Annotated in this window: 23 protein-coding genes, 1 riboswitch and 1 other annotated feature; of the genes, 18 read left to right on the forward strand and 5 right to left on the reverse strand. The window is 37.8% G+C overall.

Going from position 1 to position 24,136, the window contains the following annotated elements:
• The first annotated feature begins 31 nt into the window (after positions 1-31).
• Together C9J29_RS09655 and C9J29_RS09660 are read left to right on the forward strand one after the other, a co-directional pair.
• On the forward strand, positions 32-691 hold the full coding sequence (locus C9J29_RS09655; protein ID WP_008181529.1) for a tetratricopeptide repeat protein: 660 nt from the start codon (positions 32-34) through the stop codon (positions 689-691).
• 190 nt (positions 692-881) lie between these two features.
• Complete coding sequence (locus C9J29_RS09660; protein WP_107922060.1) at positions 882-2,324, forward strand: MDR family MFS transporter; 1,443 nt, start codon at positions 882-884, stop codon at positions 2,322-2,324.
• 58 nt (positions 2,325-2,382) lie between these two features.
• Here the strand turns inward: C9J29_RS09660 and C9J29_RS09665 are convergent, their stop codons facing one another.
• From C9J29_RS09665 to hisA, 3 genes are all read right to left on the reverse strand, one after another.
• Positions 2,383-3,114, reverse strand: coding sequence for a GTP pyrophosphokinase (locus tag C9J29_RS09665; RefSeq protein ID WP_089986666.1), 732 nt, complete (start codon positions 3,112-3,114; stop codon positions 2,383-2,385).
• A gap of 271 nt (positions 3,115-3,385) precedes the next feature.
• Positions 3,386-3,673, reverse strand: a complete 288-nt coding sequence (locus C9J29_RS09670) for a hypothetical protein (protein WP_008181526.1) — start codon at positions 3,671-3,673, stop codon at positions 3,386-3,388.
• Positions 3,670-4,437: a phosphoribosylformimino-5-aminoimidazole carboxamide ribotide isomerase gene (gene hisA / locus C9J29_RS09675; protein ID WP_107922061.1), complete on the reverse strand. Its 768-nt coding sequence runs from the start codon at positions 4,435-4,437 to the stop codon at positions 3,670-3,672. The genes C9J29_RS09670 and hisA overlap by 4 nt, the downstream gene beginning before the upstream one ends.
• Positions 4,438-4,626: 189 nt before the next feature.
• Between hisA and recD2 the strand changes: the two genes are divergently transcribed.
• From recD2 to mtnN, 16 genes are all read left to right on the forward strand, one after another.
• Positions 4,627-7,059 (forward strand): SF1B family DNA helicase RecD2, encoded by a 2,433-nt coding sequence (recD2, locus tag C9J29_RS09680; RefSeq protein ID WP_096365187.1) that lies wholly within the window; start codon positions 4,627-4,629, stop codon positions 7,057-7,059.
• A gap of 125 nt (positions 7,060-7,184) precedes the next feature.
• Positions 7,185-8,618, forward strand: a complete 1,434-nt coding sequence (gene hpaB / locus C9J29_RS09685) for a 4-hydroxyphenylacetate 3-monooxygenase, oxygenase component (RefSeq protein WP_107922062.1) — start codon at positions 7,185-7,187, stop codon at positions 8,616-8,618.
• Positions 8,619-8,675: 57 nt separating this feature from the next.
• A riboswitch (M-box (ykoK) riboswitch) is annotated at positions 8,676-8,840 on the forward strand.
• A gap of 244 nt (positions 8,841-9,084) precedes the next feature.
• Positions 9,085-10,050, forward strand: coding sequence for a magnesium/cobalt transporter CorA (corA, locus tag C9J29_RS09690; RefSeq protein WP_107922063.1), 966 nt, complete (start codon positions 9,085-9,087; stop codon positions 10,048-10,050).
• A 67-nt stretch (positions 10,051-10,117) separates the two neighbouring features.
• Positions 10,118-10,333, forward strand: a binding site (T-box leader).
• A gap of 147 nt (positions 10,334-10,480) precedes the next feature.
• Entirely contained in the window at positions 10,481-13,141 is a 2,661-nt protein-coding gene (gene alaS / locus C9J29_RS09695) for an alanine--tRNA ligase (protein WP_096365189.1), read from the forward strand.
• A gap of 88 nt (positions 13,142-13,229) precedes the next feature.
• A complete protein-coding gene (locus C9J29_RS09700; RefSeq protein WP_004226839.1) occupies positions 13,230-13,496 on the forward strand; it encodes an IreB family regulatory phosphoprotein in 267 nt (88 codons plus the stop codon).
• A 2-nt stretch (positions 13,497-13,498) separates the two neighbouring features.
• A complete protein-coding gene (gene ruvX, locus C9J29_RS09705; RefSeq protein ID WP_008180957.1) occupies positions 13,499-13,915 on the forward strand; it encodes a Holliday junction resolvase RuvX in 417 nt (138 codons plus the stop codon).
• Positions 13,916-13,933: 18 nt separating this feature from the next.
• Positions 13,934-14,242, forward strand: coding sequence for a DUF1292 domain-containing protein (locus C9J29_RS09710; protein WP_008180955.1), 309 nt, complete (start codon positions 13,934-13,936; stop codon positions 14,240-14,242).
• Between the two features lie 176 nt (positions 14,243-14,418).
• Complete coding sequence (locus C9J29_RS09715) at positions 14,419-14,946, forward strand: DUF1292 domain-containing protein (protein ID WP_008180953.1); 528 nt, start codon at positions 14,419-14,421, stop codon at positions 14,944-14,946.
• Positions 14,947-15,245: 299 nt separating this feature from the next.
• The gene (gene mltG / locus C9J29_RS09720) at positions 15,246-16,373 is read left to right on the forward strand and encodes an endolytic transglycosylase MltG (protein ID WP_025114354.1); all 1,128 of its coding nucleotides are present in this window, start codon (positions 15,246-15,248) and stop codon (positions 16,371-16,373) included.
• Positions 16,374-16,659: 286 nt separating this feature from the next.
• Positions 16,660-17,292: an O-methyltransferase gene (locus tag C9J29_RS09725; protein WP_036127267.1), complete on the forward strand. Its 633-nt coding sequence runs from the start codon at positions 16,660-16,662 to the stop codon at positions 17,290-17,292.
• A 5-nt stretch (positions 17,293-17,297) separates the two neighbouring features.
• Positions 17,298-18,230: a peptidase U32 family protein gene (locus C9J29_RS09730; protein ID WP_008180948.1), complete on the forward strand. Its 933-nt coding sequence runs from the start codon at positions 17,298-17,300 to the stop codon at positions 18,228-18,230.
• A 14-nt stretch (positions 18,231-18,244) separates the two neighbouring features.
• Positions 18,245-19,525 carry a peptidase U32 family protein gene (locus tag C9J29_RS09735; RefSeq protein WP_008180945.1) on the forward strand — a complete coding sequence of 427 codons (1,281 nt, stop codon included), beginning with the start codon at positions 18,245-18,247 and terminating at the stop codon, positions 19,523-19,525.
• Positions 19,525-20,163: a uridine kinase gene (gene udk, locus C9J29_RS09740; protein WP_008180943.1), complete on the forward strand. Its 639-nt coding sequence runs from the start codon at positions 19,525-19,527 to the stop codon at positions 20,161-20,163. The genes C9J29_RS09735 and udk overlap by 1 nt, the downstream gene beginning before the upstream one ends.
• Before the next feature lie 176 nt (positions 20,164-20,339).
• Positions 20,340-20,828, forward strand: a complete 489-nt coding sequence (greA, locus tag C9J29_RS09745; RefSeq protein ID WP_008180941.1) for a transcription elongation factor GreA — start codon at positions 20,340-20,342, stop codon at positions 20,826-20,828.
• Positions 20,829-20,982: 154 nt separating this feature from the next.
• Positions 20,983-21,642, forward strand: a complete 660-nt coding sequence (locus tag C9J29_RS09750; RefSeq protein WP_096365193.1) for a YrrS family protein — start codon at positions 20,983-20,985, stop codon at positions 21,640-21,642.
• A 59-nt stretch (positions 21,643-21,701) separates the two neighbouring features.
• Positions 21,702-22,394, forward strand: a complete 693-nt coding sequence (gene mtnN, locus C9J29_RS09755; RefSeq protein WP_008180937.1) for a 5'-methylthioadenosine/S-adenosylhomocysteine nucleosidase — start codon at positions 21,702-21,704, stop codon at positions 22,392-22,394.
• Between the two features lie 327 nt (positions 22,395-22,721).
• Here the strand turns inward: mtnN and sigK are convergent, their stop codons facing one another.
• Together sigK and pssA are read right to left on the reverse strand one after the other, a co-directional pair.
• On the reverse strand, positions 22,722-23,429 hold the full coding sequence (sigK, locus tag C9J29_RS09765; protein WP_008180932.1) for an RNA polymerase sporulation sigma factor SigK: 708 nt from the start codon (positions 23,427-23,429) through the stop codon (positions 22,722-22,724).
• A gap of 86 nt (positions 23,430-23,515) precedes the next feature.
• Complete coding sequence (pssA, locus tag C9J29_RS09770) at positions 23,516-24,016, reverse strand: CDP-diacylglycerol--serine O-phosphatidyltransferase (protein ID WP_008180930.1); 501 nt, start codon at positions 24,014-24,016, stop codon at positions 23,516-23,518.
• Between the last annotated feature and the right edge of the window lie 120 nt (positions 24,017-24,136).

Raw genomic sequence — 24,136 nt, forward strand, 5'->3', positions numbered from 1 at the left:
CAGTCTTTCGCTACATAGAGGTGAAGAAATAATGAATTATAATGAACAGGGCATTCAAGCATTTCAAGATAAGCGTTATGAAGAGGCTGCACAACTATTTACAAAGGCGATAGAAGCTGAGCCAGAAAATGCTATTGGTTATGTAAACTTCGGCAATTTATTAGCAGTCTTAGAGGATACAGAACGTGCAGAGCGTTTTTTCCAAAAGGCTATTACGGTAGATGAGACAGCAGCTACAGCTTATTATGGCTTAGCAAACCTTTATTACAATGCGGAACGCTATGCTGAGGCTGTAAAGCTTTATGAACAAGCACTCAAGCATCATATCGAAGGCGCAGATGTGTACTATATGATGGGGAAATGTTTTGAGCGTATGGAGAATCCAAAATTAGCATTGCCTTATTTACAAAGAGCCGTGGAAATTGCTCCTGAAGATACACAGATTCGATTAGCCTATTCAATTGTACTATGTGCATTAGAGATGTTTGAGCAAGGGAAGAAGGAACTGGATCTTTTAATTGAACAGGACTGGAACAATGCAGATGCCCACTATAATTTAGGTGTACTGTATGCAGTGTCTACAGAGCAAACAGAGGATGCGATGTATCATTTAAAACAGGCCTTTACCTTACAGCCAGAATACGATCAAGCTCGTTATATTTATGATATGATTGCTCAGCGATTTAACTAATAGATAAAAGCAGCAAGTGTGATTGGATGAACTTGCTGCTTTTTTATGCAGTTCTATAGTAGGGTGTCGATGTATTGTGGATCAAATTTTTATGATCATTCGATATTTTTTATAAAAATTATCCCATCCTCTTTTATTTTCAGGTTAAATTTGTTAGTGTATGTCATGCAGGAAAGGAATAGGTGACACGATGAATAAAGTATTTATGGCACTATTACTTGTAACAGCGCTTGCGGCAATTGAAGGAACGATTGTTAGTACAGCTATTCCAAGTATAACGGCAGATTTGTTAGGCGTAGACTTAATAAGCTGGATTTATTCCGCTTATTTATTAGCCTCTGCTATCGCTGCGATTATTTTTGGTAAGCTAGCCGATTTATTTGGGCGTAAACGGATGATTATTACGGGTATTATTATTTTTTTATTAGGTTCCATGTTATGTGGGTTAGCACAGTCAATGGAACAATTAATTGTCTTTCGTGCGATCCAAGGGATAGGTGCAGGCTCGATTTTACCAATTACATTAACGATGGTTGGTGAACTATTTACGACTGAAAAAGCACGTGCTAAAGGACAAAGCTATTTAAGCATGGTATGGGGCGTATCAGGCGTAGTTGGACCACTATTTGGAGGTTTTATTGTTGACCAAGTATCATGGCACTTTATCTTTTTCATTAATGTACCATTTGGTTTAGCTTCTATTTATCTAATTGTTAAACATTACAAAGAACAGCTTGAAGTAGTGAAGCGGAAAATTGATTATTTAGGTGCTGGCCTATTTACGGTCGGAATGGTTTCGCTCTTATATGTCATTATCGAAAACAGTAAGACACAAGCATGGTTATCGAGTCAATCGCTCATTATGTATGCCGTTGCAGCTGTATTTTTAGGCGTTTTTATATGGGTGGAGCTACGTGCAGAAGAGCCAATTATTCCGTTAACATTGTTTAAAAATGGTCGTCTTATGGTGATTAATTCACTCACATTAAGTACGATGTCAATTGTTATTGGTGTGACGGTCTATATTCCGATATATGCGCAAAGTGTTCTTGGAAAAAATGCCACGCAAGCTGGCCTACTTCTAACTCCCATGTCCATTTTCTGGACGATGAATTCCATTGCAGCTGGCTATTTAATCGGACGTTTAACGAATAAACGAATTATCCAAATGGGGACGATTTTATTAGTTACGGGAACGATTATGCTGGCTAGACTATCTTCAGGCTCTAGTGATTTAAGTGTGTATCTTGGCTCTTCATTAATCGGGCTTGGTATGGGCTTTATAATGCCAATGTTGATGATTTCCATTCAAAAGGTGGCTAATCCGAAGCAACTTGGTATTTCAATTGGCCTCAATTCCTTCACCAATACATTTAGTCAAGCGGTAGGTGCAGCGCTATTTGGTATGGTTTTTAACCTTGCGACGAGTGAAAAAATGGCTTCATTAGGCAAAGGAGAAATTCAGCTTAATGGTGAGTTTGCAAAAGGTGGCTTTAGTCTAGAAGAAATAAGCTTTTTAAAGGGAACCATTGCGAATGGTGTAAGCTGTGTATATATAACAACTTTAGTATTTGCCATTTGTGCCCTTATTTTATCTTTCTTTATTGTGACGAAATCCAAAGAAAAGGCTTGATTATGAATGAAAATCCACTTTGCTTCCAAGCAAGGTGGATTTTTTTGTTCAAGAGGATTTAATCATTATGATTCAGGTTTGGAAGTTGTGCAAAATATTTAGCTAGCTGTGATATAGGTGTACTATCTAATAAAGTGGGCTCGGCCTCATTTTCCTTTAATATATTAATCTCTTTATTGAGTCGCTCCATTTTTCGATCTAACTCAGCAGCTTGTAGTGCGGCTTCTTTTAATTCAACACGAATATGTTCTGGCACTTCTTTATTATATTTATAATAAATTTTATGTTCCAGGCTGGCCCAAAAGTCCATCGCAATGGTCCTGATTTGAATCTCTGTATAGACCTTCTCCATATGATCTGACATGAAAATAGGGATTTTTATAATAAGGTGTAAGCTTTGATAGCCATTGTCTTTAGGACTAGCAATATAGTCCTTCACCTGTACAACCTCAATGTCATGCTGTGCCTGCAACATGGCACTAACTTTATAAATATCCTCGACAAATGAACAAGTAATGCGAGCACCTGCAATGTCACGAATGTTTTCGCGTACGTCTTCCATCGTAGGAGGAAGTTCCTTTTTTAACATCTTTGTTAAAATGCTTTTTGGTGACTTTACGCGTGTTGAAATATGCTCAATGGGATTATATTCATGAATAAGCTTAAATTCTTCTTGCAAAATATTAATTTTAGTTTCCACTTCCTGTAAAGCAAATTTATAAGCTAAAAAGAAGCGTGTTAACTCAGTTTGAAATGATTTTAAAGAGTTTACTTCGAGTTCGGTTTTCATATTTAAAAAATCCTTTCCCTTATGTCTGTCGATACTTAATTATGTTCCACTTCTCATTCTATGTAGAATAGTCCTTCATCTCAATAAAATAGCAGCCAAAGAATTGGCATGGTTTAAATGTTAGGATAGTTTTTCATAAGGATAAAACCTTTCTACATCATATATAACTCACATAAGAGGTAAAAGGTTTCAAAAAGGCTAAAATGGATTGTAAAAGGTGAAGGAGGGGGAGTATTGTTGCAAACAAAGGGGAGAAAACTACCCCTTTGTGTTAACTAATAATTTCAGCATTTAAGTTATACCGTTTATTAAACTCATCCACAAATATTTGTAAGTCAATAGAGGTTCCTATATAGGGCTCTGTTTCTTGATCGCGTAGGAAACCACAAGTTGCCTTTAACGATTTAGAAAACTCTAGTAGCATTTGTTCATTATCAAGTTGAACATGAATTGCAAGAGAATGATCTTTTTTATTTACTTTGAAATACTTGCCATCAATGATACGTTCTAAATTCGTTTCTTGAAATGGAAAAACATAATCTTTATAAATGAGGTTCACATAATCCCGCCTTTTTTACAATATTTCACGACATCTATATAGGGCAACTCTCCTCCAAAAATAGAGAGAGCACTCCCGATTGTGATATGAAGCTTTCCGTTGGCTAATTGTTTAAACTTTTCTAAGTCTTCTATTGAACGAATGCCTCCTGCATAAGTGGTTGGGATGGAGGTCCAGGCTGCAAGATCACGTACCAAACTTTCCTGCATCCCCCCTTTTTTTCCTTCCACATCGACTGCGTGAATTAACAGTTCATCACAATAATTTTCAATATCTTGAATAGAGGCCGCATTGACTTCGAAGTGACTAAATTTTGTCCATTTATCCGTCATGACAAACCACTTACCATTTCGCATTTTGCAGCTGAGATCAATGACAAGATGTTCTTTACCGATCAATTTGTTTAAATGTTGTAAACGTTCTAAATCGAGTTTGCCATCATGAAAGATATAGGAAGTGACAATCACATGTGAGGCACCAGCATCAATATATTTTTGGGCATTTGCAGCAGTAATGCCACCACCGACTTGTAACCCTTGTGGAAATGTAGCTAAAGCAGCTAGGGCAGCATCTTCATTTCCCTGACCAAGCATGATGACGTGTCCACCTGTTAAGTGATCCTGTGCAAACATTTGTGCATAGTAGCTAGAATCATAACTAGAAATAAAATTCTCAACGACTGTTTGATTGGTAGTACCTAAAGTACTCCCGACAATTTGTTTTACTTTGCCTTCATGTAAATCGATGCAAGGTCTAAATTCCAATAACTTCACGATCCTTCCGTGCCACTAATTCTTATTTATCATAGCATGGAAATATGGATAAAAGCTGAGAATTGTCATTTGTCGAAATAATGTAAAAATAATAAAGAAGAAATATTTTTATCAACGATATTTCGAAAGGTCTATGGTAAAATAAAAAGATTGAAAACAATTAGAAAGGGCGGACCGAATATGACAGATCATCTCGATTTATTTGAACTCAATAAATTTTTTATTCTCGGACGTCCGATTGTCTCTATTTTTCATAACACACAAAATATGTATTCCATTATACGAGTAAAAATTCAAGAGACAAACTTACAGTATGAAGATAAAGAAATTATTGTTGTTGGCTATTTTCCACCGTTACAAATGGATGAGCAATACCGTTTTACAGGTATATTAAAACAGCATCCTAAATATGGTGCACAATTCCAAATCGAGACATTTACAAAAGAGGTACCCGCTACTGAACAAGGAATTATTCATTATTTATCTAGTGACTTATTTGTAGGAATCGGGAAAAAAACGGCTGAAACCATTGTTGAAAAACTAGGTGCTAATGCATTACGTCTTATATTAGAAGATCCGAGTGCACTGGATGCTGTTCCACGTTTATCATCTGAAAAAAAAGAAGTGATCCATCGCACGATTGAGCAAAATCTTGGTTTAGAACGGGTAATGATCCAGCTAAATGAATGGGGCTTTGGTCCACAGCTTGGAATGAAAATATATCAAACCTACCGAACTGAAGCCATTGAATTACTAACCGAAAACCCATATCGCTTGATAGAAGATGTGGAAGGGGTAGGGTTCTTACGAGCAGATGAGCTTGGTGCCAAATTAGGCATTACCGGAAAACATCCTGATCGTGTTAAAGCAGCGATTTTCCATATTTTAAATACGGCTGCACTATCTGACGGGCATGTTTATCTAGATGCGGAGCATGTTCTACCACTTGTAAAGGAAATGCTTGAACAAAGCCAACGTCAGGAAATTCCGTTTGAAGACATCTCAAAAGCATGTATCGAGCTACGAGAAGAAGGCAAAATTTGTGGGGAAGAAACAAGATTATATTTACCCTCTCTTTATTTTTCAGAGGTTGGAATTGCCTCCAAAATATTGACGCTTGTTGAACGAAATAGCAAGGCTGAACATTTTAGCAAAGATGAGATTCGTAAAGCGATTGGTGAAACTGAGGAACTACTCCATGTGACTTATGCTGAAACACAAGCAAATGCCATTGAACAGGCTTTAAATTCAGCCGTAATGATTTTAACAGGTGGCCCTGGTACGGGTAAAACGACTGTTGTACGTGGGGTTGTTGAAGTTTATGCGAAGCTTCATGGCTTATCATTAAATCCAAAAGAGTATGCTCAAAAAGAGGAGCCTTTTCCTATTATCCTTTGTGCACCTACTGGTCGAGCTGCTAAGCGCTTAGCTGAATCGACTGAACTACCAGCTATGACTATTCATCGTTTACTCGGCTTTACTGGTCAAGAAAAAGAAGAAGAGACTGAACGAGAGGTCACAGGTAAGCTTATTATTGTAGATGAAATGTCAATGGTGGATACGTGGCTTGCTCATCAATTATTAAAAGCTTTACATGAGGATGTACAGGTTGTCTTTGTAGGGGACCAGGACCAATTACCGCCTGTAGGACCAGGACAGGTGTTAAAGGATTTATTAGCATCCAAGCAGCTTCCAACGGTGGAATTGACAGATGTTTACCGACAAGCAGAGGGCTCTACAATTATTGAACTAGCCCATCAAATCAAAAAAGGAACCATTCCGAAAGATTTAACATCGAAAACTACTGATCGCTCGTTTATTAAATCATCCGTCAATCAGGTTGGAAATGTTGTGACACAGGTAGTAAAAAGTGCTGTTGCTAAGGGGCAAGAAATTCGTAATATACAAGTATTAGCTCCGATGTATAAAGGTCCTGCTGGCATTGATAATTTAAATAAAATGATTCAAGAGCTTATTAATCCTAATGATACAGGGACAAGAAAGGAACTTGTCTTTGGGGACGTAACATATCGAATAAAGGATAAAGTTCTGCAGCTCGTTAATCAACCTGAAAGTAATGTTTTTAATGGTGATATGGGAGAAGTCATTAGTATTATTAAGGCAAAAGAGACAGTAGAAAAACAAGATTTACTGATTGTCTCCTTTGATGGCATTGAAGTGACCTATCAACGAAGTGACCTCAATCAATTAACCCTAGCTTATTGTTGCTCCATTCATAAATCTCAAGGTTCAGAGTTTCAAACCGTCATTATGCCTGTTGTCAAAGGGTATTCAAAAATGCTGCGGCGTAATCTTTTATACACAGGGATTACAAGAGCGAAAAACTTTTTGATTTTATGTGGGGAACCAGATGTCCTGGCAGAGGGCTTGCAGCGCACAGACGATTTACAGCGTTTTACTTCGTTGCGCGCTCGATTAAATCCAATGGATGTCGAAGAAGTCATTGTTGAAGTCGAGGCAGTTCTAGTAAAACAAGAGATTGTGCAAGAAGCGGCTATCGAGGACCATAAATTAACAGTAGAAACAGCTCCTTATATTCATCCAATGATTGGTATGGATGATGTCTCCCCCTATGATTTTTTGGAAAAGTAAAGGTTGTACCCGATTAGATTTGTTGCTAATCGGGTTTTTCTAATTAACAGTATCGTCACCTAATATTTTGACATTTCATATACTACATAAGTACAAAAACATAGGAAATGTTTAGGAGTGACAACATGCCAATAATGACAGGACAGCAGTATATGGAACGTATCGATGCTTTAAACACGTATATTTCGATTGATGGGGAAGTTGTGACGGGCAAGGTGTCAGAACATCCTGCATTTAAGGGAATCATGCAAAGTCAAGCAAAGCTCTTTGATTTACAACATCAAGAAGCATATCTTGAAAAAATGACATATGAATCGCCAACTAGCAAAGAGAGAGTCGGCATGTCTTTCCTTCAAGTCATGAGTCCTGAGGATCTAGTAAAAAGACGTATGGCCGCAAGAGAATGGGCTTTACAAACAAACGGTTTGATGGGAAGAAGTCCTGACTACATGAATACGACATTGATGGCTTTGGCATCAGCATCGAACTTTTTGAAAGATAAGCCAAATTGTTTTCCAGACCATTTGCTGAAGTTTTATGAATATGCCCGTGAAAATGATATTTCCATGACACATACCTTTATAGAGCCGCAAGTAAACCGCAAGCGTTATTACTATGAGGATGAAGAAGTAACAATAGCTGCTAAAATTGTTGCAAAAACGGGCGAGGGCTTAGTCATTAAAGGAGCTAGATTACTAGCCACACAGGGAGGAATAACGGATGAACTTCTTGTTCTATCAACAAATGGCTATGATGAAGGAAAAGGTTTTGGCTTTTCTATACCGAGTAACACAAAGGGCTTAAAGTTTTTATGTCGGCAATCTTTTGTCGGAGGGGATTCTAAGTTTGATCATCCTTTAAGTGCACGCTTTGAAGAAATGGATGCAATTGTTGTTTTTGATGATGTAGTTGTTCCGTGGGAGCGTGTATTTTATTATGAAAATGTTGAAGTAGCCAATCAATTTATGAATGTTAGTGGCTTCCAAGCGTATACATTGCATCATGTGCTGTCACGTCAAATTGCTAAGACCGAATTCGTCCTAGGGATTGTACAAACGATTGTGGATACCATAAATATCGGGGATTACCAGCATGTCCATCAAAAAGTGGTAGATGTCATCGTAGCATTAGAAACGATGAAAGCACTGCAATTAAAATCAGAGATTGAGGCACAAAGGGATTCCTTTGGCTTTATAAGACCAGACCTATCGACATTACAGGTTGCTATTCATATTTTTCCGAAAGTATATCCTGCCTTTACAGATATCATCCAGTTACTTGGAGCAAGTGGATTAATGTCCATCCCTAGTGCAAAAGCTTTTGCAACGGATAATGGAGATCTTGATCATTATCTGCAATCATTTCAAGATAAAGGGGAGGAACGAGTTAAAAAGTTCCGTTTAGCTTGGGATTTAACGATGAGCAATTTTGGCACAAGGCAAACTCTATATGAACGATTTTTCTTTGGCGATCCTGTTCGTCTGTCAAGCCTACTCTATCAATCGTATAAGCGCGATCATTTAGTACAAAGAGTAGAAGACTTTTTGAAAAATGATTGATTAAAAGTTTGACAGTTGTGAAACTATCCGTTATTATGTACAGGAATAAAAAAATAAGACTCCCTTCGTTAGGTGAGGCTCCTATGTGGAGATACGCTACTACCCAAAAATGTCGAGAGACGCCAATGGGTCAACAGAAATCATCGAAATAAGGTGTTTTTTAACGTAGCTGGATAATTTCCTATGCCGCATAGTGCTAAAACTCAACGTTTGAAGGTAACAAATATGCAAAGTTTTTTTGCTATTTTTTGATATGTGTATTCAACACGCCTTCATTAGTAGAAGGCGTGTTTTTGTTATGAAAGGAAGGTGATGAGAAATGGATAGTAGTCCTGAACCGAGTAAGCATGGGGTAGATAGTCAGCATTTATGGAGACAGCCGTCGTTTCTTATCGCCGGCACCGACAGAAGGTTTTAAACAATGACCTTTTGTTACTTTTTATAATAAAACACGAGGTGAAGTAACATGATTAAAATTCACTATTTCAATCACAATAGCAAAACAGTTCAACACGATTTCAAAATGAATGATTTAAGACTTCCCATTCATAGCGAGGATTTATTATGGGTGGATTTATATGCGTATAGTCATAATGAATTAAATAATATAGCAGATGTATTTGGCTTTCATCCACTAGCAGTGGAAGATTGCTTAAATGAAGGCTCACGCCCGAAAATGGATAGTTATGGGGATTATAAATTTTTCGTTTTCCATGCACCTATCTACAATGAAAAAAGTAACAATGAAATTACAACGGTCGAGTTAAATATTTTTATGGGACCCAATTATATTGTTACCGTCCATAAACAAAAATTACAATGGCTTGGCCATATAGAAAAAGTTTGTTTAAATAGTGCGAAATATTTGGAAAAAGGCACTGATTTTTTATTGCATACAATCATTGATGGAATTACAGACGAGTATTTCCCTGTATTAGAGCGAATTCGGGCGCGGATTGATGAGCTAGAAGAAGAAGTTTATGATTATCAACCGAAAGTAGTTACAGAAGAATTCCTTTCATTAAAACGAACAATTATTTTAATTCGTCAGGCTATCATGCCGCAACGAAGAATTTTTTCTACAATTAATGGACAATGGAAATTTGATATACAAGAGGAAAATATCCCTTTCTATAAGGATTTAAATGATCATCTTGAACGGATTGTCGACTCCACTGAAACGTATCGAGACTTAGTTAATAGCACATTAGATACGTATTACTCGATTATTAGTGGCAAGTCTATTGAAAAGCTGAACTTATTAACCGTTATTTCTACAATTATGTTGCCTTTAACTGTTATTACTAGCTTCTTTGGCATGAATGTACCATTACCTTATCAAGATTCACCTATTACAACGATTGCACTGAGTGCCTTTTTAGTGTTATTTACTTGGGGAATGTGGGCATACTTCAGAAGAATGATTGCTTAGTTATGATTTGTCGTATTAGTGCCAATTGACAGGTGAATAGATTTTTCTTATAATTTCGTTAGAAAAAGTAAACACGACGATGGAAAAAGTACGTAATTGCACGTGTAGAAGAAAAGGATTTCTTGGCTGAAAAAATCCTCACAGTGCAAATACCGAAAGCTACTCCGGAGTGCAGTTAATCCCTGCCGTTCACTGACGTTACAAGTGCTAAAGAGGTAAGTAAGAATTTTTACTTACAACTAGGGTGGTACCGCGAGACAGATGATAAGTCCTCGTCCCTTTTTGGGGATGAGGGCTTTTTTATTTTTATTTAGTAAAATAATTCCATTTATAGTTGTTGGTACCAATGTTTGTTTGCAGGGAATAGATGGGGCGTCAAGGTCTGATTCATATCGTGATTTTACAATATAAACTAGGAGGAATTTATCCAATGAAAGCAGTAGATATTCGTCAAATGTATTTGGAATTTTTTAAAGAAAAGGGGCATCACCATGAACCGTCTGCGCCTCTAGTGCCAATCAATGATCCATCCCTACTTTGGATTAACTCAGGTGTTGCTACACTTAAACCATATTTTGACGGTCGTGTTATTCCTGACAACCCTCGAATTACAAATGCACAAAAATCAATTCGTACTAACGATATTGAAAATGTAGGTAAAACGGCGCGTCACCATACTTTCTTTGAAATGCTTGGAAACTTTTCTATTGGGGATTACTTCAAAAAAGAAGCTATTCATTATGCTTGGGAATTTTTAACGGATAAAAAGTGGATGGGCTTTGATCCTGAATTACTATCTATCACAATCCATCCTGAAGATCAGGAAGCGTATGATGTTTGGCATCAAGAAATTGGTATTCCTGAAGAACGTTTAATTCGTTTAGAGGGGAACTTTTGGGATATTGGAGAAGGTCCATCTGGTCCAAACTCAGAGATTTTCTATGACCGCGGCGTAGAATATGGCTCTGACGAAAATGACCCAGAAATGTATCCAGGCGGGGAAAATGAACGTTATCTAGAAATTTGGAACCTAGTGTTCTCTCAATTCAACCATAATCCTGATGGAACGTATACACCACTACCAAAGCAAAATATTGATACTGGTATGGGACTAGAACGTATTGTTTCCGTGGTTCAAAATGTACCAACGAATTTCGATACGGATTTATTCATGCCTATCATTGAAAAAATTGAGGAATTTGCCAACCGTAAATACAAACGCCCAAGTGAAGTAGATTTAAATGAAATCTTCGGCTCTGAAGAAGATATAAATACGCCATTTAAAGTTGTTGCAGACCACATTCGTACGGTAGCGTTTGCTATTGGTGACGGTGCCCTTCCTTCAAACGAAGGCCGTGGCTATGTATTACGCCGCTTACTACGTCGTGCTGTACGCTATGCAAAACAAATTGGTATTGAGAAACCATTTATGTTTGAATTGGTCCCAACAGTGGGCAAAATCATGGAAGGCTTCTATCCAGAGGTAACGGAAAAAAGTGAATTTATTCAACGCGTTATTAAGAATGAAGAAATTCGTTTCCATGAAACATTAGATGGTGGTCTTGCAATCTTTAATGAAGTAGCAGAATCACAAAAAGCGGCTGGTCATGATTTTATCCCAGGAGCAGATGCTTTCCGTTTATATGATACTTACGGTTTCCCAATCGAGTTAACGGAAGAATATGCAGAAGAAGTAGGAATGAAAGTCGATCATGAAGGCTTCGAAACGGCGATGGAGGAACAACGTGAACGTGCGCGTGCGGCTCGTCAAGATGTTGACTCTATGCAAGTACAGAATGAAGTATTAGCAAACTTAACGGTTGCCAGTGAATTTGTTGGCTTTGACACATTAGTAGCTAATACTGAAATTGCTGCAATGATTGTGAATGGTCAAGTAGAAAAAGTAGCATCTGAAGGCCAAGAAGCTTTAGTTATTTTAGCTCAAACACCATTCTATGCTGAAATGGGTGGTCAAATTGCCGATAGCGGTATCATTTCTAATGATAGCTTCACTGCTGTAGTAAAGGATGTTCAAAAGGCACCAAATGGTCAGCCGCTCCATACAGTAGTTGTTGAATCAGGTGAAATGCATGTGGAAGATGCTGTCCAAGCAATTGTTAATCGTGATGATCGCAATTTAATTATTAAAAACCATACAGCGACACATATTATGCAACGTGCGTTAAAAGATGTATTAGGTGATCATGTCAACCAAGCTGGATCATATGTAGGCCCTGATCGTTTACGCTTTGACTTCTCTCACTTTGGTCAAGTGACTAAAGAGGAATTACAGCAAATTGAACGTATTGTAAATGAAAAAGTGTGGGATGATATAGAGGTCGTTATTGAAGAAATGGCTATCGATAAAGCGAAAGAAATGGGTGCAATGGCGTTATTCGGCGAAAAATATGGCGATGTTGTACGTGTCGTTTCAATCGGAGACTATTCCATCGAGCTATGCGGTGGTATCCATGTAAAACGCTCTTCTGAAATTGGTTTCTTTAAAATTGTTTCAGAAGGTGGAATTGGTGCGGGTACTCGTCGTATTGAAGCAGTTACAGGTAAAGTGGCTTATGAAGTAGTCAAAGAAGAAGAAGCTCTTTTAAATGATGCGGCAGCATTGTTAAAAGCAAATCCTAAAGATATCGTAACAAAAGTACAAGCCTTACAAGGTGACTACAAAGAATTACAACGTGACAATGAAGCATTATCTCAAAAAATTGCCAATGCTCAGGCTGGGGCAATTGTTGATGCAGCACAAACAATTGGAGATGTCACAGTTCTTTCTACAAAGGTAGAAGCAAAAGACAATAACCAACTGCGTCAGATGATGGATGATTTGAAGGTGAAAATGCCAAAGGCTGTTATCGTTCTTGGAGCAGTGGATGGTGATAAGGTTATGCTATGTGCTGGAGTATCCAAAGAATTAGTTGGTGGCAATTACCATGCTGGAAATATCGTGAAAATGGTTGCAGAAGCTTGTGGTGGTAAAGGTGGCGGTCGTCCTGATATGGCGATGGCAGGAGCAAAAGAAGCTTCAAAACTTGATGAAGCACTACTTTCTGTGTATGATTATGTTAAATCCATTTAATTAATTCACCAAAACATGTTATAATAAAGAGAAATTGGAGATGAGCTTGTTCGCACATCTCCTTATTTCTGAAAGCGAGGTGCTGGTCATGAGTTCATTTGATCAAACGATGAAATTTAATTTTCCAGAAGAATCAATGGAACAGGAAGTCAAGCAGGTAATGTTGAAAGTTCATTCTTCATTAGAGGAAAAGGGATATAACCCTATCAATCAGATTGTTGGTTACTTACTTTCTGGTGATCCGGCGTATATTCCTCGCCATCAGGATGCTCGTAATTTAATTCGCAAGCTTGAGCGTGACGAAATTCTAGAAGAGCTTGTTAAATTTTATATCAAAAAGAATAACGAGGATTAGAAATGAGAATTATGGGATTAGACGTTGGGTCGAAAACCGTTGGCGTTGCTGTCAGTGACGCACTTGGCTGGACTGCCCAAGGTATTGAAACCGTAAAAATTGATGAGGCTAATGGCGAGTTCGGTATCGATCGTATCGCTGAGCTAGTAAAGGAATATGCAATAACAGAATTTGTTGTAGGCTTCCCGAAAAACATGAATAATACGGTTGGACCGCGTGGAGAGGCTTCTGAAAACTATAAAACGTTATTGGAAGAAACGTTCTCACTACCGGTTAAATTATGGGATGAACGTTTAACAACGATGGCAGCGGAACGTATGCTAATCGAAGCAGATGTGAGTCGCAAAAAGCGCAAGCAAGTCATTGATAAAATGGCAGCTGTGATGATTTTACAAGGCTATTTAGATAGCAAAAATTAATTGATGAGGTGACTATACATGGCAAACGAGCATAACCATGAAGAAGAATTACACGTTCAACACATTACAGTGATTGATGAAAACGGAAATGAACAGCTTTGTGAAGTGATTCACGTACATGAATCTCCAGAGTTTGGAAAATCATACGTATTTTACTCAATGGTAGGCGCAGAAGAGGATGAAGATGGCTCAGTTGAAATTTTCGTTTCTTCATTCGTACCGTCTGATAACGGTGAAGATGGTGAACTAACACCTATCGAAACGGAAGCAGAATGGGATATGGTAGAAGACGTATTAAACGCTTTAGAAGATGAAGACGAAGAATAAGAATAATCTTCTTTCTTAAAGCTTGGAACAAGGATCGCAGCTTGCAGTCCTTGTTCCTTTTTTATTGAAAGTATGTAAATATCCGAATAATGGTGAGAATCTGCTCGAAGATATTTAGTACGTGTAGAAGTAACTACTTAGTATATGACATTATACTGTCAGAAGGAGATAATCGAATGAATGAAGAAACACAAGAATTTATGATAATTGATGAAAATGGAAAGGAACAACGTTGCCATGTGGTCTTTACATTTGATGCAGAGGATAAATCCTATGTGCTATTCTCTTTGTTGGATGCCAATGGTGAAGAAATTCCAGGAGATCTATCAGCGATGACTTTCGATTATGACGATAACAATGGCGAAATGACCAATCTACAGCCTGTCGAAACGGATGCTGAATGGGAAATGATTAATGAGGTGGTATTAACACTTCTAGATGAATTTGAAGAAGATCCGCAGCTTATTACCGTGACAAATGAAGATGGAACGGATCAAGTTTGTGAGGTAATTCATACTTTTGCATCCGAGCAATTTGGTAAATCGTATGTATTATATGTGCCTGCAACAGATGAGCCAATGGATGAGCGTGAAATTTTCGCGGCTCAATATCTGGCTGGAAATGACGGTTCCATCGAAGAGCTATTACCAATAGAAACAGATGAAGAATGGGTGTACGTTGAAGATATATTAAACGAACTATAAGAACTCTGAGTGGTTAGGAGCCACTCGGAGTTTTTTAGTTTTAGTAAAGAATCTTTCCATCAAGTTTAAACATTTCTATTACAATAATCGAACATCTTAGAAGAGCAATAATTACAGTCTGATAGTATTGTAAAGTAGTGATATTAAAGCTATTTCACAAAGCTTTTAGCAAGACAATCTGCTGGCAAAAATAGCTGGCAGATTTTTTTATTTATGCAAATTCTCCTGAATTGTCGATTTCTGTTTGTCGTGATAGTTGATTTCTAGTATGATATTGGATAGTGATAGGGGGGAAACCCGTGGATAACGGTACTAAAAAACAAGAAATGTTTTCAAAAATGCAAGAAAAAAAATCAGAGGTAAAAATCGTGAGAAAAATCGTTGCCATTGTGGCAATTGTTTTTGTCCTCGTTATAGGGATTGTCGGTTTATTCGGGTACAATTATGTTAAGGGTGCTTTAAAACCACTGGATCCTGACGCGACAAAAGCAATTGCAGTAGAAGTACCAATCGGTTCTAGCTTGAGTTCAATTTCTACATTATTAGAGAAAAAAGGTGTTATTAAAGATGCGCGTGTTTTTAAATACTATGCAAAATTTAAAAACGAATCTCAATTCCAAGCAGGGAATTACGATTTAACGCAAGCGATGACATTTGATGAACTTATCGAAAGCTTAAAAACAGGGAAGGTATACCGAAAACCTGTCTTTACAATGACGATTCCTGAAGGCTTAACAATTGAGCAAATTGGGAAAGTTATTGAAAAGAAAACGCCATATACACAAAAGGAATTTATGGATTTAGTAACAAGTGACACATTTGTTCAACAAATGATGGCCAACTACCCTGAGCTAGTAACGGATGCAGTGTTAGCTGACAATATTCGCTATGATTTAGAAGGCTATTTATATCCAGCTACTTACTCGTACTATGAGGAGAAACCATCTCTAGAAGCGATTGTTGAAGAAATGATAGGGGCTATGAACAATGTGGTGAAAAATTACAGTGATGTTTTAGTGGAAAAACAAATGTCCGTTCACCAACTGTTAACATTTGCATCATTATTGGAAGAAGAAGCTACGGCTCAAACAGATCGAGAGACAATAGCAAGTGTCTTCTATAATCGTATTGATGAAGGGATGCCACTACAAACAGACCCAACTGTTTTATACGCGCTTGGTGATCATAAAGATCGTGTGCTGTATGAAGACCTAGAAGTAGATAATGCCTATAATACTTACAAAAATAAAGGCTTACCACCAGGCCCAATTGCGGGTGCTGGAAAGACTTCTATTGAGGCGACATTAAACCCTAGTCAAACAGATTATTTCTATTTCTTAGCAGATAAAGAGGGTGTCAACCACTTCTCGAAAACATATGATGAACATTTACAGAAAGTAGCAAAATATTTACGAAAAGAAGAATAAGCGTTAGCAAAGAGTAAATGGCATAGAGCAAACATAGGGAATAGAAGGAAAGAAAAATAGCTTTCCTTCTATTTTCATGCTATTATAAAGTGTGATTTTTGATCAATCCGTTTATTCGGGACAAATATGCGTGGTGGCAATTGTTTGAGCATGTCAAAAACAATTGCTCATTTTTGTATGGCAAAGTACCAAGACATCACGTTTGGTCTTTTTCTTTTTGTTGATAAATGATGAAGTACGGACAACGGCTACATGCGCACGTTGCCTTTTAATTGAGGGTGGAACAATGGAATTATCAGATGCATATATACAATCATTTATACAGCCACGTAATGAATTACTTTTAGAAATGGAAGCATACGCGGAGGAGAATCATGTACCGATTATGCAACTTGCAGGTATTGATGCTTTAAATCAATTGTTGCGCATTCAAAATCCGCAAAAAATTTTAGAAATTGGCACGGCAATTGGTTATTCTGCTATTCGCATGGCAGAAGCTTTACCAAATGTCCATATCGTTACGATTGAACGCGATATAGAGCGTGTGACAAAAGCTAAAGCCTATATTGAACGGTCAACCGTATCTGATCGAATTAAGGTCATTGAAGGCGACGCTTTAGAGGTAGAAGATAAGGCCATTGACACAGAGTTCGATGCAGTATTTATCGATGCCGCAAAGGGACAATATCAGCGCTTCTTTGAAAAGTACGCGCCCCTCGTAAAATCAGGCGGAGTCTTGTATATCGACAATATGTATATGCATGGCTTGTCAGATCTAGATTTGAAGGATGTCCCACGTCGAAAACGTACAATGATCCGCAATTTAAAAAACTTCACAGAATGGATAATGCAGCACCCAGATTACACTAGTGCTTTTTTACCAGTAGGTGACGGTTTATTACTATGTTTGAAGAGGTGACTACTATGAAAAAACCAGAATTGCTTGTGACACCACAATCATTAGAACATATTAAAGCACTTTTAGACGCTGGAGCGGATGCTTTTGTTATTGGTGAACAACAATTTGGTCTACGTCTAGCAGGAGAATTCTCAGTAGATGAGGTGGAAGAGGCAACGAAGCTCATTCACGCGGCAGGTAAAAAAGTTTATGTTGCAGTGAATGGCCTTTTCCATAATGAAAAACTGGAGGCGCTTGCCGACTATTTAAAAGAAATGCAACGTATCGGTGTGGATCGTTTAATTTATGGCGACCCAGCAGTATTAATTATTCGTCGTGAGCAAGGCGTAACAATTCCATTGCATTGGAATCCTGAGACGACTGCAACAAACTGGTTTACGGCTAATTATTGGGGAAAACGCGGCGCGACTCGTGCAGTGTTAGCACGTGAGCTTTCTCTTGATGAGGTTTTAGAAATTAAAGAAAGTGCAGAATTAGAAATTGAAGTACAAGTACATGGTATGACTTGTATGTTCCAATCAAAACGCCCGCTTCTTGGCCATTATTTCTTATATCAAGATAAAGTGATGGAAATTGAAAATCGTAAAGATAATCGTAACATGTTCCTACATGATGATGAGCGCAATAATAAATATCCAATTTACGAAGATGTAAACGGTACACATATTTTTAGTCCTAATGACATGTGTGTTATTGATGAACTTGGCGAATTATTCGAAGGTGGCATCGATGCCTTAAAAATTGAGGGTGTGCTACAAACTCCAGAATATGTGGTAACTGTGACGGAGGCCTATCGCAAAGCCATCGATGCATATTTTGACTTATCCGAAGAAGCATATGATGACATAAAAGATGAATTATTAGCAAAAATTGAAGATATTCAACCAGCCATTAGACCATTAGATACAGGCTTTATCTTCAAGGAAACTGTTTACTAAGAGGGGGCAATAACATGGCATTAGCGTTAGAACAAAATGACAAAATCCGTGACATTGTCGACGGTAAACGTGTCATTACAAAAAAACCAGAGCTACTTGCCCCAGCGGGTAGCTTAGAAAAATTAAAAGTAGCCGTGCATTACGGAGCGGATGCTGTATTTATTGGGGGACGAGAGTTTGGTCTACGTTCCAATGCAGATAATTTCTCTATAGATGAAATGCGTGAAGGGGTAGAGTTTGCTAATCAATATGGTGCGAAAATTTATGTAACGACAAATATATTTGCACATAATGAAAATATGGCAGGCTTGGAGCGATATTTAAAAGATATTGAGTCGGCAGGTGTGACAGGTATTATCGTTGCAGACCCACTAATTATCGAAACATGTCGTACAGCTGCCCCTAAACTTGAAATTCATCTTTCTACACAGCAGTCATTGTCCAACTGGAAGGCAGTGCAGTACTGGAAGGAAGAGGGCTTACATCGTGTTGTATTAGCACGTGAGGTAGGCGGAGAAGAAATGAAAATGATGAAGGAAAAAGTTGATATTGAAATCGAGGCTTTCGTTCATGGCGCCATGTGTATTGCTTATTCTGGCCGTTGCGTTCTATCTAACCATATGACTGCTCGTGACTCTAACCGTGGCGGTTGCTGCCAATCATGCCGTTGGGATTACGATTTATATGAATTAGAAGATGGGGAAGAAAAAGCACTGTTTGATGATAATCACGCATCCTTTGCTATGAGTCCAAAAGATTTAAAATTAATCGAAGCGATTCCACATATGATCGAGCTTGGTATCGATTCTTTAAAAGTAGAAGGGCGTATGAAATCGATTCACTATGTGGCAACCGTTGTATCCGTATACCGCAAAGTTATCGATGCTTACTGTGCTGATCCTGATAATTTTAAAATTAAACGTGAATGGCTAGAGGAGCTAGATAAATGTGCAAACCGTGATACAGCTGAAGCATTCTTCCATGATGCACCTGGCTCAGAGGAGCAAATGTTTGGTATTCATGGCCGAAAAACAACATATGAATTTGCTGGTTTAATTTTAGAACATGATCCAGAAACAAAAATGGTTACGATGCAGCAACGAAATTATTTTAAACCTGGTGACGAAGTAGAGTTCTTTGGCCCAGAAATCGAGAATTTCCGTCTGACAATGGGAGAAATTTGGGATGAAGATGGCAATAGCCTAGATGCAGCACGTCATCCATTACAAATTGTTAAATTTAAATGTGACACACCATTAATGCCGCATAACATGATGCGAAAGGAGAATAACTAATGGAAGTGAAGCGTCCTGTTGTTATCGGTATCGCTGGTGGCTCATGCTCAGGTAAAACGAGTGTGACGCGCGCCATCTATGATGTTTTCCGAGAGCATTCAGTTGTTGTTATTGAACAAGACTTTTATTATAAAGATCAAAGTCATTTAACATTTGAAGAGCGATTAGGAACAAACTACGATCATCCGTTAGCATTCGATAATGATTTATTAATACAGCACATCAAGAAACTTTTAGTGCGGCAACCAATCGAGAAGCCAGTTTATGATTATGTGCAGCATACTAGAGCAGCAGAAGTGATCCATGTTGAGCCGGTAGATGTTATTATTCTAGAAGGAATTCTCGTGCTAGAAGATGCTGATCTGCGTGATTTAATGGATATTAAATTATTTGTAGATACCGATTCTGATTTACGAATTATTCGTCGTATTATGCGCGATATTAAAGAACGTGGACGTACAACAGATTCAGTTATCGATCAATACTTATCAGCGGTTCGACCAATGCATAATTTATTTATTGAACCTACAAAACGTTATGCTGATATCATTATTCCTGAAGGTGGGGATAATGAGGTAGCAATTGATTTAATGGTAACGAAAATTAAAACTATTCTTGAAACCGACAACGTATTGTAATAAGATAGAGTGGTATTGACAATATTTACATGCATATTTAAAAAAAGCATGCATACTATTAGGTCAAAGCGTAATTTGAAAAACGTTTAAAAATAATAAAATTCGATTAAATGCACCTACCAAGCATTTAGTCGAGTTTTATGTTTTTATATTGAAGAAACAAGGAGTGAAGGACTTTGGCAAATGAAAAACAGTACCCTATGACAGCTGAGGGAAAACGTAAATTAGAAGAAGAATTAGTGAAATTAGAAACTGAAACACGTAAAGAAATCGTTGAACGTATAAAAATAGCTCGTGATTTTGGTGATCTTTCTGAGAATGCTGAGTATGATTCAGCAAAAGAAGAACAAGCCTTTTTAGAAGGTCGTATTTCAACTTTAAAATCAATGATTCGCAATGCAGTGATTATTTCTGAGGATGAAACAGATAACAGTGTGGTATCACTTGGGAAAACGGTTACATTTGTAGAAATTATTAATGGTAAACCATCAACTGATGAAGAATCTTATACAATTGTAGGTTCGGCTGAGGCAGACCCAATGGAATTCCGTATTTCAAACGAATCACCAATTGCGAAAGGCTTACTTGGCCGCGCTGAAGGCGAAGAAGTAGCTGTTCAAACACCTGGTGGCGAAATGAAAGTTAAGATTGTTTCAATTAAATAATGTGTAAGTGGACAAGCAGCTGGTCTTTCTAATTCAGGGAGGCTAGCTGCTTTTATATTTCAGGCTGAAATGCCACGAAATAAATTAATGAGTATAATTGTTTTGCAAGTGCTGTCGAACTTGATAGAATATTTGCTAGAGAGGGGGAGGAAATATGAGTGAACGACAAACTCGTAGTAGTCGTCATTTGCAGCCATCTCGTAATAAAAAGCTAGATAAACTATTGAATGTTTTAATTGGTGTAGTAGTTGTACTAATTATTATCACAGCAACTTATGTGTTTAAATGGCAAGATGATGCAGAACAAACAGTGAAAGATGAACCGGCTCAAGAGGAAAAAGACGACAACAAAGAAGTGGATAAAGAGCCTGTGAAAGAGGATGAAAAGGATCTGGCAGTAGAAGAAGATCAAGCTTCAGAGGAAGAGGATGGATCACACCCTGAAGAAAATCAGCAGGAACAAGGTGTGCCAGAAGAATCAACTTCAGATAATCCAAACGTAGAGAAAGTTATCACAAATAAAAATTGGCAGCCAACACCTACAACTCAAACGGGACAGCATGTGTCTTCCTACGACTCTTCATCCATAGACTGGTCTGAAAAAGTAGCAACTGTTACAGGTGTAACGGGTATTAATCAAGATAATTTGATTATTTGGCGTATGCAAAATAACGGTGGTCCTAATTCTTCAATTGCCACAGTTTCAACAAAAGATAAATCACAGATGTACCGTGTCAGTATGGAATGGGTGGATAATGAAGGATGGTTGCCTGTAAAGCTTGAGCAGCTGAATACATTAGAAGGCGCCTATTGACGAAAATCACTCTTTTGATTATTTTTAATAGAGTTGATAAAGAAGGGAAGTAACATTACATGAAAATTGCAGTAATTGGCGCAATGGAACAGGAAGTAGAATTACTACGAGCATCTTTAAGCAATGCACAAAGTACAACAATAGCAGGTAGTGAGTATACAACAGGAACATATGAAGGCAAGGAAGTCGTGTTATTAAAAAGTGGTATTGGTAAAGTCAATTCGGCTATGTCCACTACCATTCTTTTGCATGAGTTTAAGCCCGATGTTGTGATTAATACAGGTTCTGCAGGTGGTTACGACGAAGCCCTTGAGGTGGGAGCTGTAGTCATTTCGGATGAAGTCCGTCACCATGATGTGGATGTCACAATTTTTGGTTATGAAATTGGACAAATGGCTGGTATGCCAGCAGCTTATAAATCAGATGAACGATTAATGAAAGTAGCTGAGGAAGCTGTTAAGGCAGTTGGAGAGCATCAATACGGTATTGGTTTAATTTGCTCAGGGGATGCATTTATGAATGATCCTGTGCGTGTAGAAGCAGTTCGTCATCATTTCCCTCAAATGAAAGCAGTGGAAATGGAAGCGGCTGCGGTTGCGCAAGTTTGTTATCAATTTGCTACACCTTTTGTAGTAATTCGTGCTTTATCAGATATTGCAGGTAAAGAGTCAAACATTAGCTTTGATGAGTTTTTACCAGTTGCTGCAAAACACTCGACACAAGTTGTCTTACAAGCGATCGCCTCACTATAATACACAAAACGGTCAAAATGTGTAGTTTCTAATGTGAGAAAAATCACAGTGAATGAATAGTATAAATGCTACACTAGCTGTAATAAATCTCTTCATATTAAAATGGGAGGCATTCATGATGCTATTATTAACAGTGGGTGTAGTGATTATCACTACTTTAATAGGTACATTGATTACGGCAGAATTATCAGAATCAGCACATTCATAAAATGTAAAAAGTTCCTTTGCGACATAGCAATGTCGCAAAGGGCTTTTTTTATGCCATAAAATCGGCACATTCTCCGCCAAAGATACATTGAATTTTCCTAGTGAACATTTTACAATATATTACTCAATTGACTTTTGGTCTCGTTTGTATAATTGATAGAGTTTAATGAGTGCCCGTTTTTCAATCCGAGATACATAACTTCGAGAAATATTTAAACGAGCTGCAATTTCCTTTTGTGTGAGGGCATCTTGTTGATTTAATCCATAGCGAAGTGTCACAATTTCTAGTTCTCGTTCATCAAGCATGTGCAAGTAATGATATAGCTGTGCCACATGTTCTTTATGTTCGATTTTCTCGGTTGCACTTTCTTCATCACATTGAAGTAAATCTCGAATTTGAAGCGCATTGCCATCTTTATCTGTTCCGATGGGCTCAAATAAAGAGACGTCCTTCTGCACTTTTTTCTGTGTGCGTAGATGCATTAAAATTTCATTTTCAATACATCGAGCTGCATATGTGGCAAGTCTTGTTTTTTTGTCCGGGGTATAGCTTTCTACTGCTTTCATTAGCCCGATCGTCCCGATGGAAATATAATCATCTAGTTGTTCATGTTTTGGATGGAATTTTTTTACGACGTGTGCGACGAGCCTCATATTGCGTTCTATTAGGTCCAGGCGTGCTTGCTCGTCGCCACCTAAAAATCGTTCAATACAAGCAGCTTCCTCTTCTTTTGAAAAGGGTTTATGGAATGTTTGCCCCTTTAAATAGCCAAGTAACGCTGGGATCTCAAGCCATAACTGCAACATTGATGTAAAAATTCCGCTCATTGAATGATTTCATCCTTTCCCCATTTTTCGACAGTATATGTTTCAAAGCTGTGGGAAATGAAAAAAGTGCAACAGCAATTGTGCTGTTACACTTTTTTTAACGTAAATGTACTAATCATGAGGAAAGCTAAAATTGGAAAAAGGAAAAGATAAAAGGCCGGATGGAACGTAGTCGCTACAAAATACGTTAAAGTTAAGAACGTACCAGCAGCTGTAATAGGTAAACCTGTGAAATAGCCATTTGCTTCACTAATATTAAAGCGGGCTAATCGCATCGCACCACAAACGATAAACAGGACGGCCATCATCATGCCGACAAAACCAAAATCAACTAGAACAACTTCGTACATTAATAATGCAGGCGCCACGCCAAATGATATAATATCACTCATAGAATCTAATTGTTTACCTAACTCAGACACTTGTCCGAGTGCTCTAGCTACCTTACCATCATAGCGATCAAGTAGAGCTGCAATAAAGATAAACAAGACACTATAGCTATAGTACTCATGTAAAGTGGCCATTATAGCCGCGCCTCCAAAGGACATATTACTAATTGTAATGAAGTTAGCTGCGTGCGATTTCATTTTCTTAACCGTGGTATCCACCAACTTGTGATAAAAAAACAAGGGGGATCACTCCTTTGCACTTAAGATATTGTACCATTATACTTCGAATGCGAAAAAATTGACAGTCTAAATTAATGG

This window comes from Lysinibacillus fusiformis (assembly GCF_003049525.1).
GTDB lineage: Bacteria > Bacillota > Bacilli > Bacillales_A > Planococcaceae > Lysinibacillus > Lysinibacillus fusiformis.

What these genes read in the sequence shown, in the direction of transcription:
- C9J29_RS09665 (WP_089986666.1), bottom strand. Translation starts at nt 3,114, where the DNA reads ATGAAAACCGAACTCGAAGTAAACTCTTTAAAATCATTTCAAACTGAG.
- alaS (WP_096365189.1), top strand. Translation starts at nt 10,481, where the DNA reads ATGAAAGCAGTAGATATTCGTCAAATGTATTTGGAATTTTTTAAAGAA.
- C9J29_RS09710 (WP_008180955.1), top strand. Translation starts at nt 13,934, where the DNA reads ATGGCAAACGAGCATAACCATGAAGAAGAATTACACGTTCAACACATT.
- pssA (WP_008180930.1), bottom strand. Translation starts at nt 24,016, where the DNA reads ATGAAATCGCACGCAGCTAACTTCATTACAATTAGTAATATGTCCTTT.
- C9J29_RS09655 (WP_008181529.1), top strand. Translation starts at nt 32, where the DNA reads ATGAATTATAATGAACAGGGCATTCAAGCATTTCAAGATAAGCGTTAT.
- C9J29_RS09750 (WP_096365193.1), top strand. Translation starts at nt 20,983, where the DNA reads ATGAGTGAACGACAAACTCGTAGTAGTCGTCATTTGCAGCCATCTCGT.
- mtnN (WP_008180937.1), top strand. Translation starts at nt 21,702, where the DNA reads ATGAAAATTGCAGTAATTGGCGCAATGGAACAGGAAGTAGAATTACTA.
- C9J29_RS09660 (WP_107922060.1), top strand. Translation starts at nt 882, where the DNA reads ATGAATAAAGTATTTATGGCACTATTACTTGTAACAGCGCTTGCGGCA.
- C9J29_RS09730 (WP_008180948.1), top strand. Translation starts at nt 17,298, where the DNA reads ATGAAAAAACCAGAATTGCTTGTGACACCACAATCATTAGAACATATT.
- ruvX (WP_008180957.1), top strand. Translation starts at nt 13,499, where the DNA reads ATGAGAATTATGGGATTAGACGTTGGGTCGAAAACCGTTGGCGTTGCT.
- C9J29_RS09725 (WP_036127267.1), top strand. Translation starts at nt 16,660, where the DNA reads ATGGAATTATCAGATGCATATATACAATCATTTATACAGCCACGTAAT.
- C9J29_RS09700 (WP_004226839.1), top strand. Translation starts at nt 13,230, where the DNA reads ATGAGTTCATTTGATCAAACGATGAAATTTAATTTTCCAGAAGAATCA.
- udk (WP_008180943.1), top strand. Translation starts at nt 19,525, where the DNA reads ATGGAAGTGAAGCGTCCTGTTGTTATCGGTATCGCTGGTGGCTCATGC.
- recD2 (WP_096365187.1), top strand. Translation starts at nt 4,627, where the DNA reads ATGACAGATCATCTCGATTTATTTGAACTCAATAAATTTTTTATTCTC.
- corA (WP_107922063.1), top strand. Translation starts at nt 9,085, where the DNA reads ATGATTAAAATTCACTATTTCAATCACAATAGCAAAACAGTTCAACAC.
- C9J29_RS09715 (WP_008180953.1), top strand. Translation starts at nt 14,419, where the DNA reads ATGAATGAAGAAACACAAGAATTTATGATAATTGATGAAAATGGAAAG.
- C9J29_RS09735 (WP_008180945.1), top strand. Translation starts at nt 18,245, where the DNA reads ATGGCATTAGCGTTAGAACAAAATGACAAAATCCGTGACATTGTCGAC.
- hpaB (WP_107922062.1), top strand. Translation starts at nt 7,185, where the DNA reads ATGCCAATAATGACAGGACAGCAGTATATGGAACGTATCGATGCTTTA.
- sigK (WP_008180932.1), bottom strand. Translation starts at nt 23,429, where the DNA reads ATGAGCGGAATTTTTACATCAATGTTGCAGTTATGGCTTGAGATCCCA.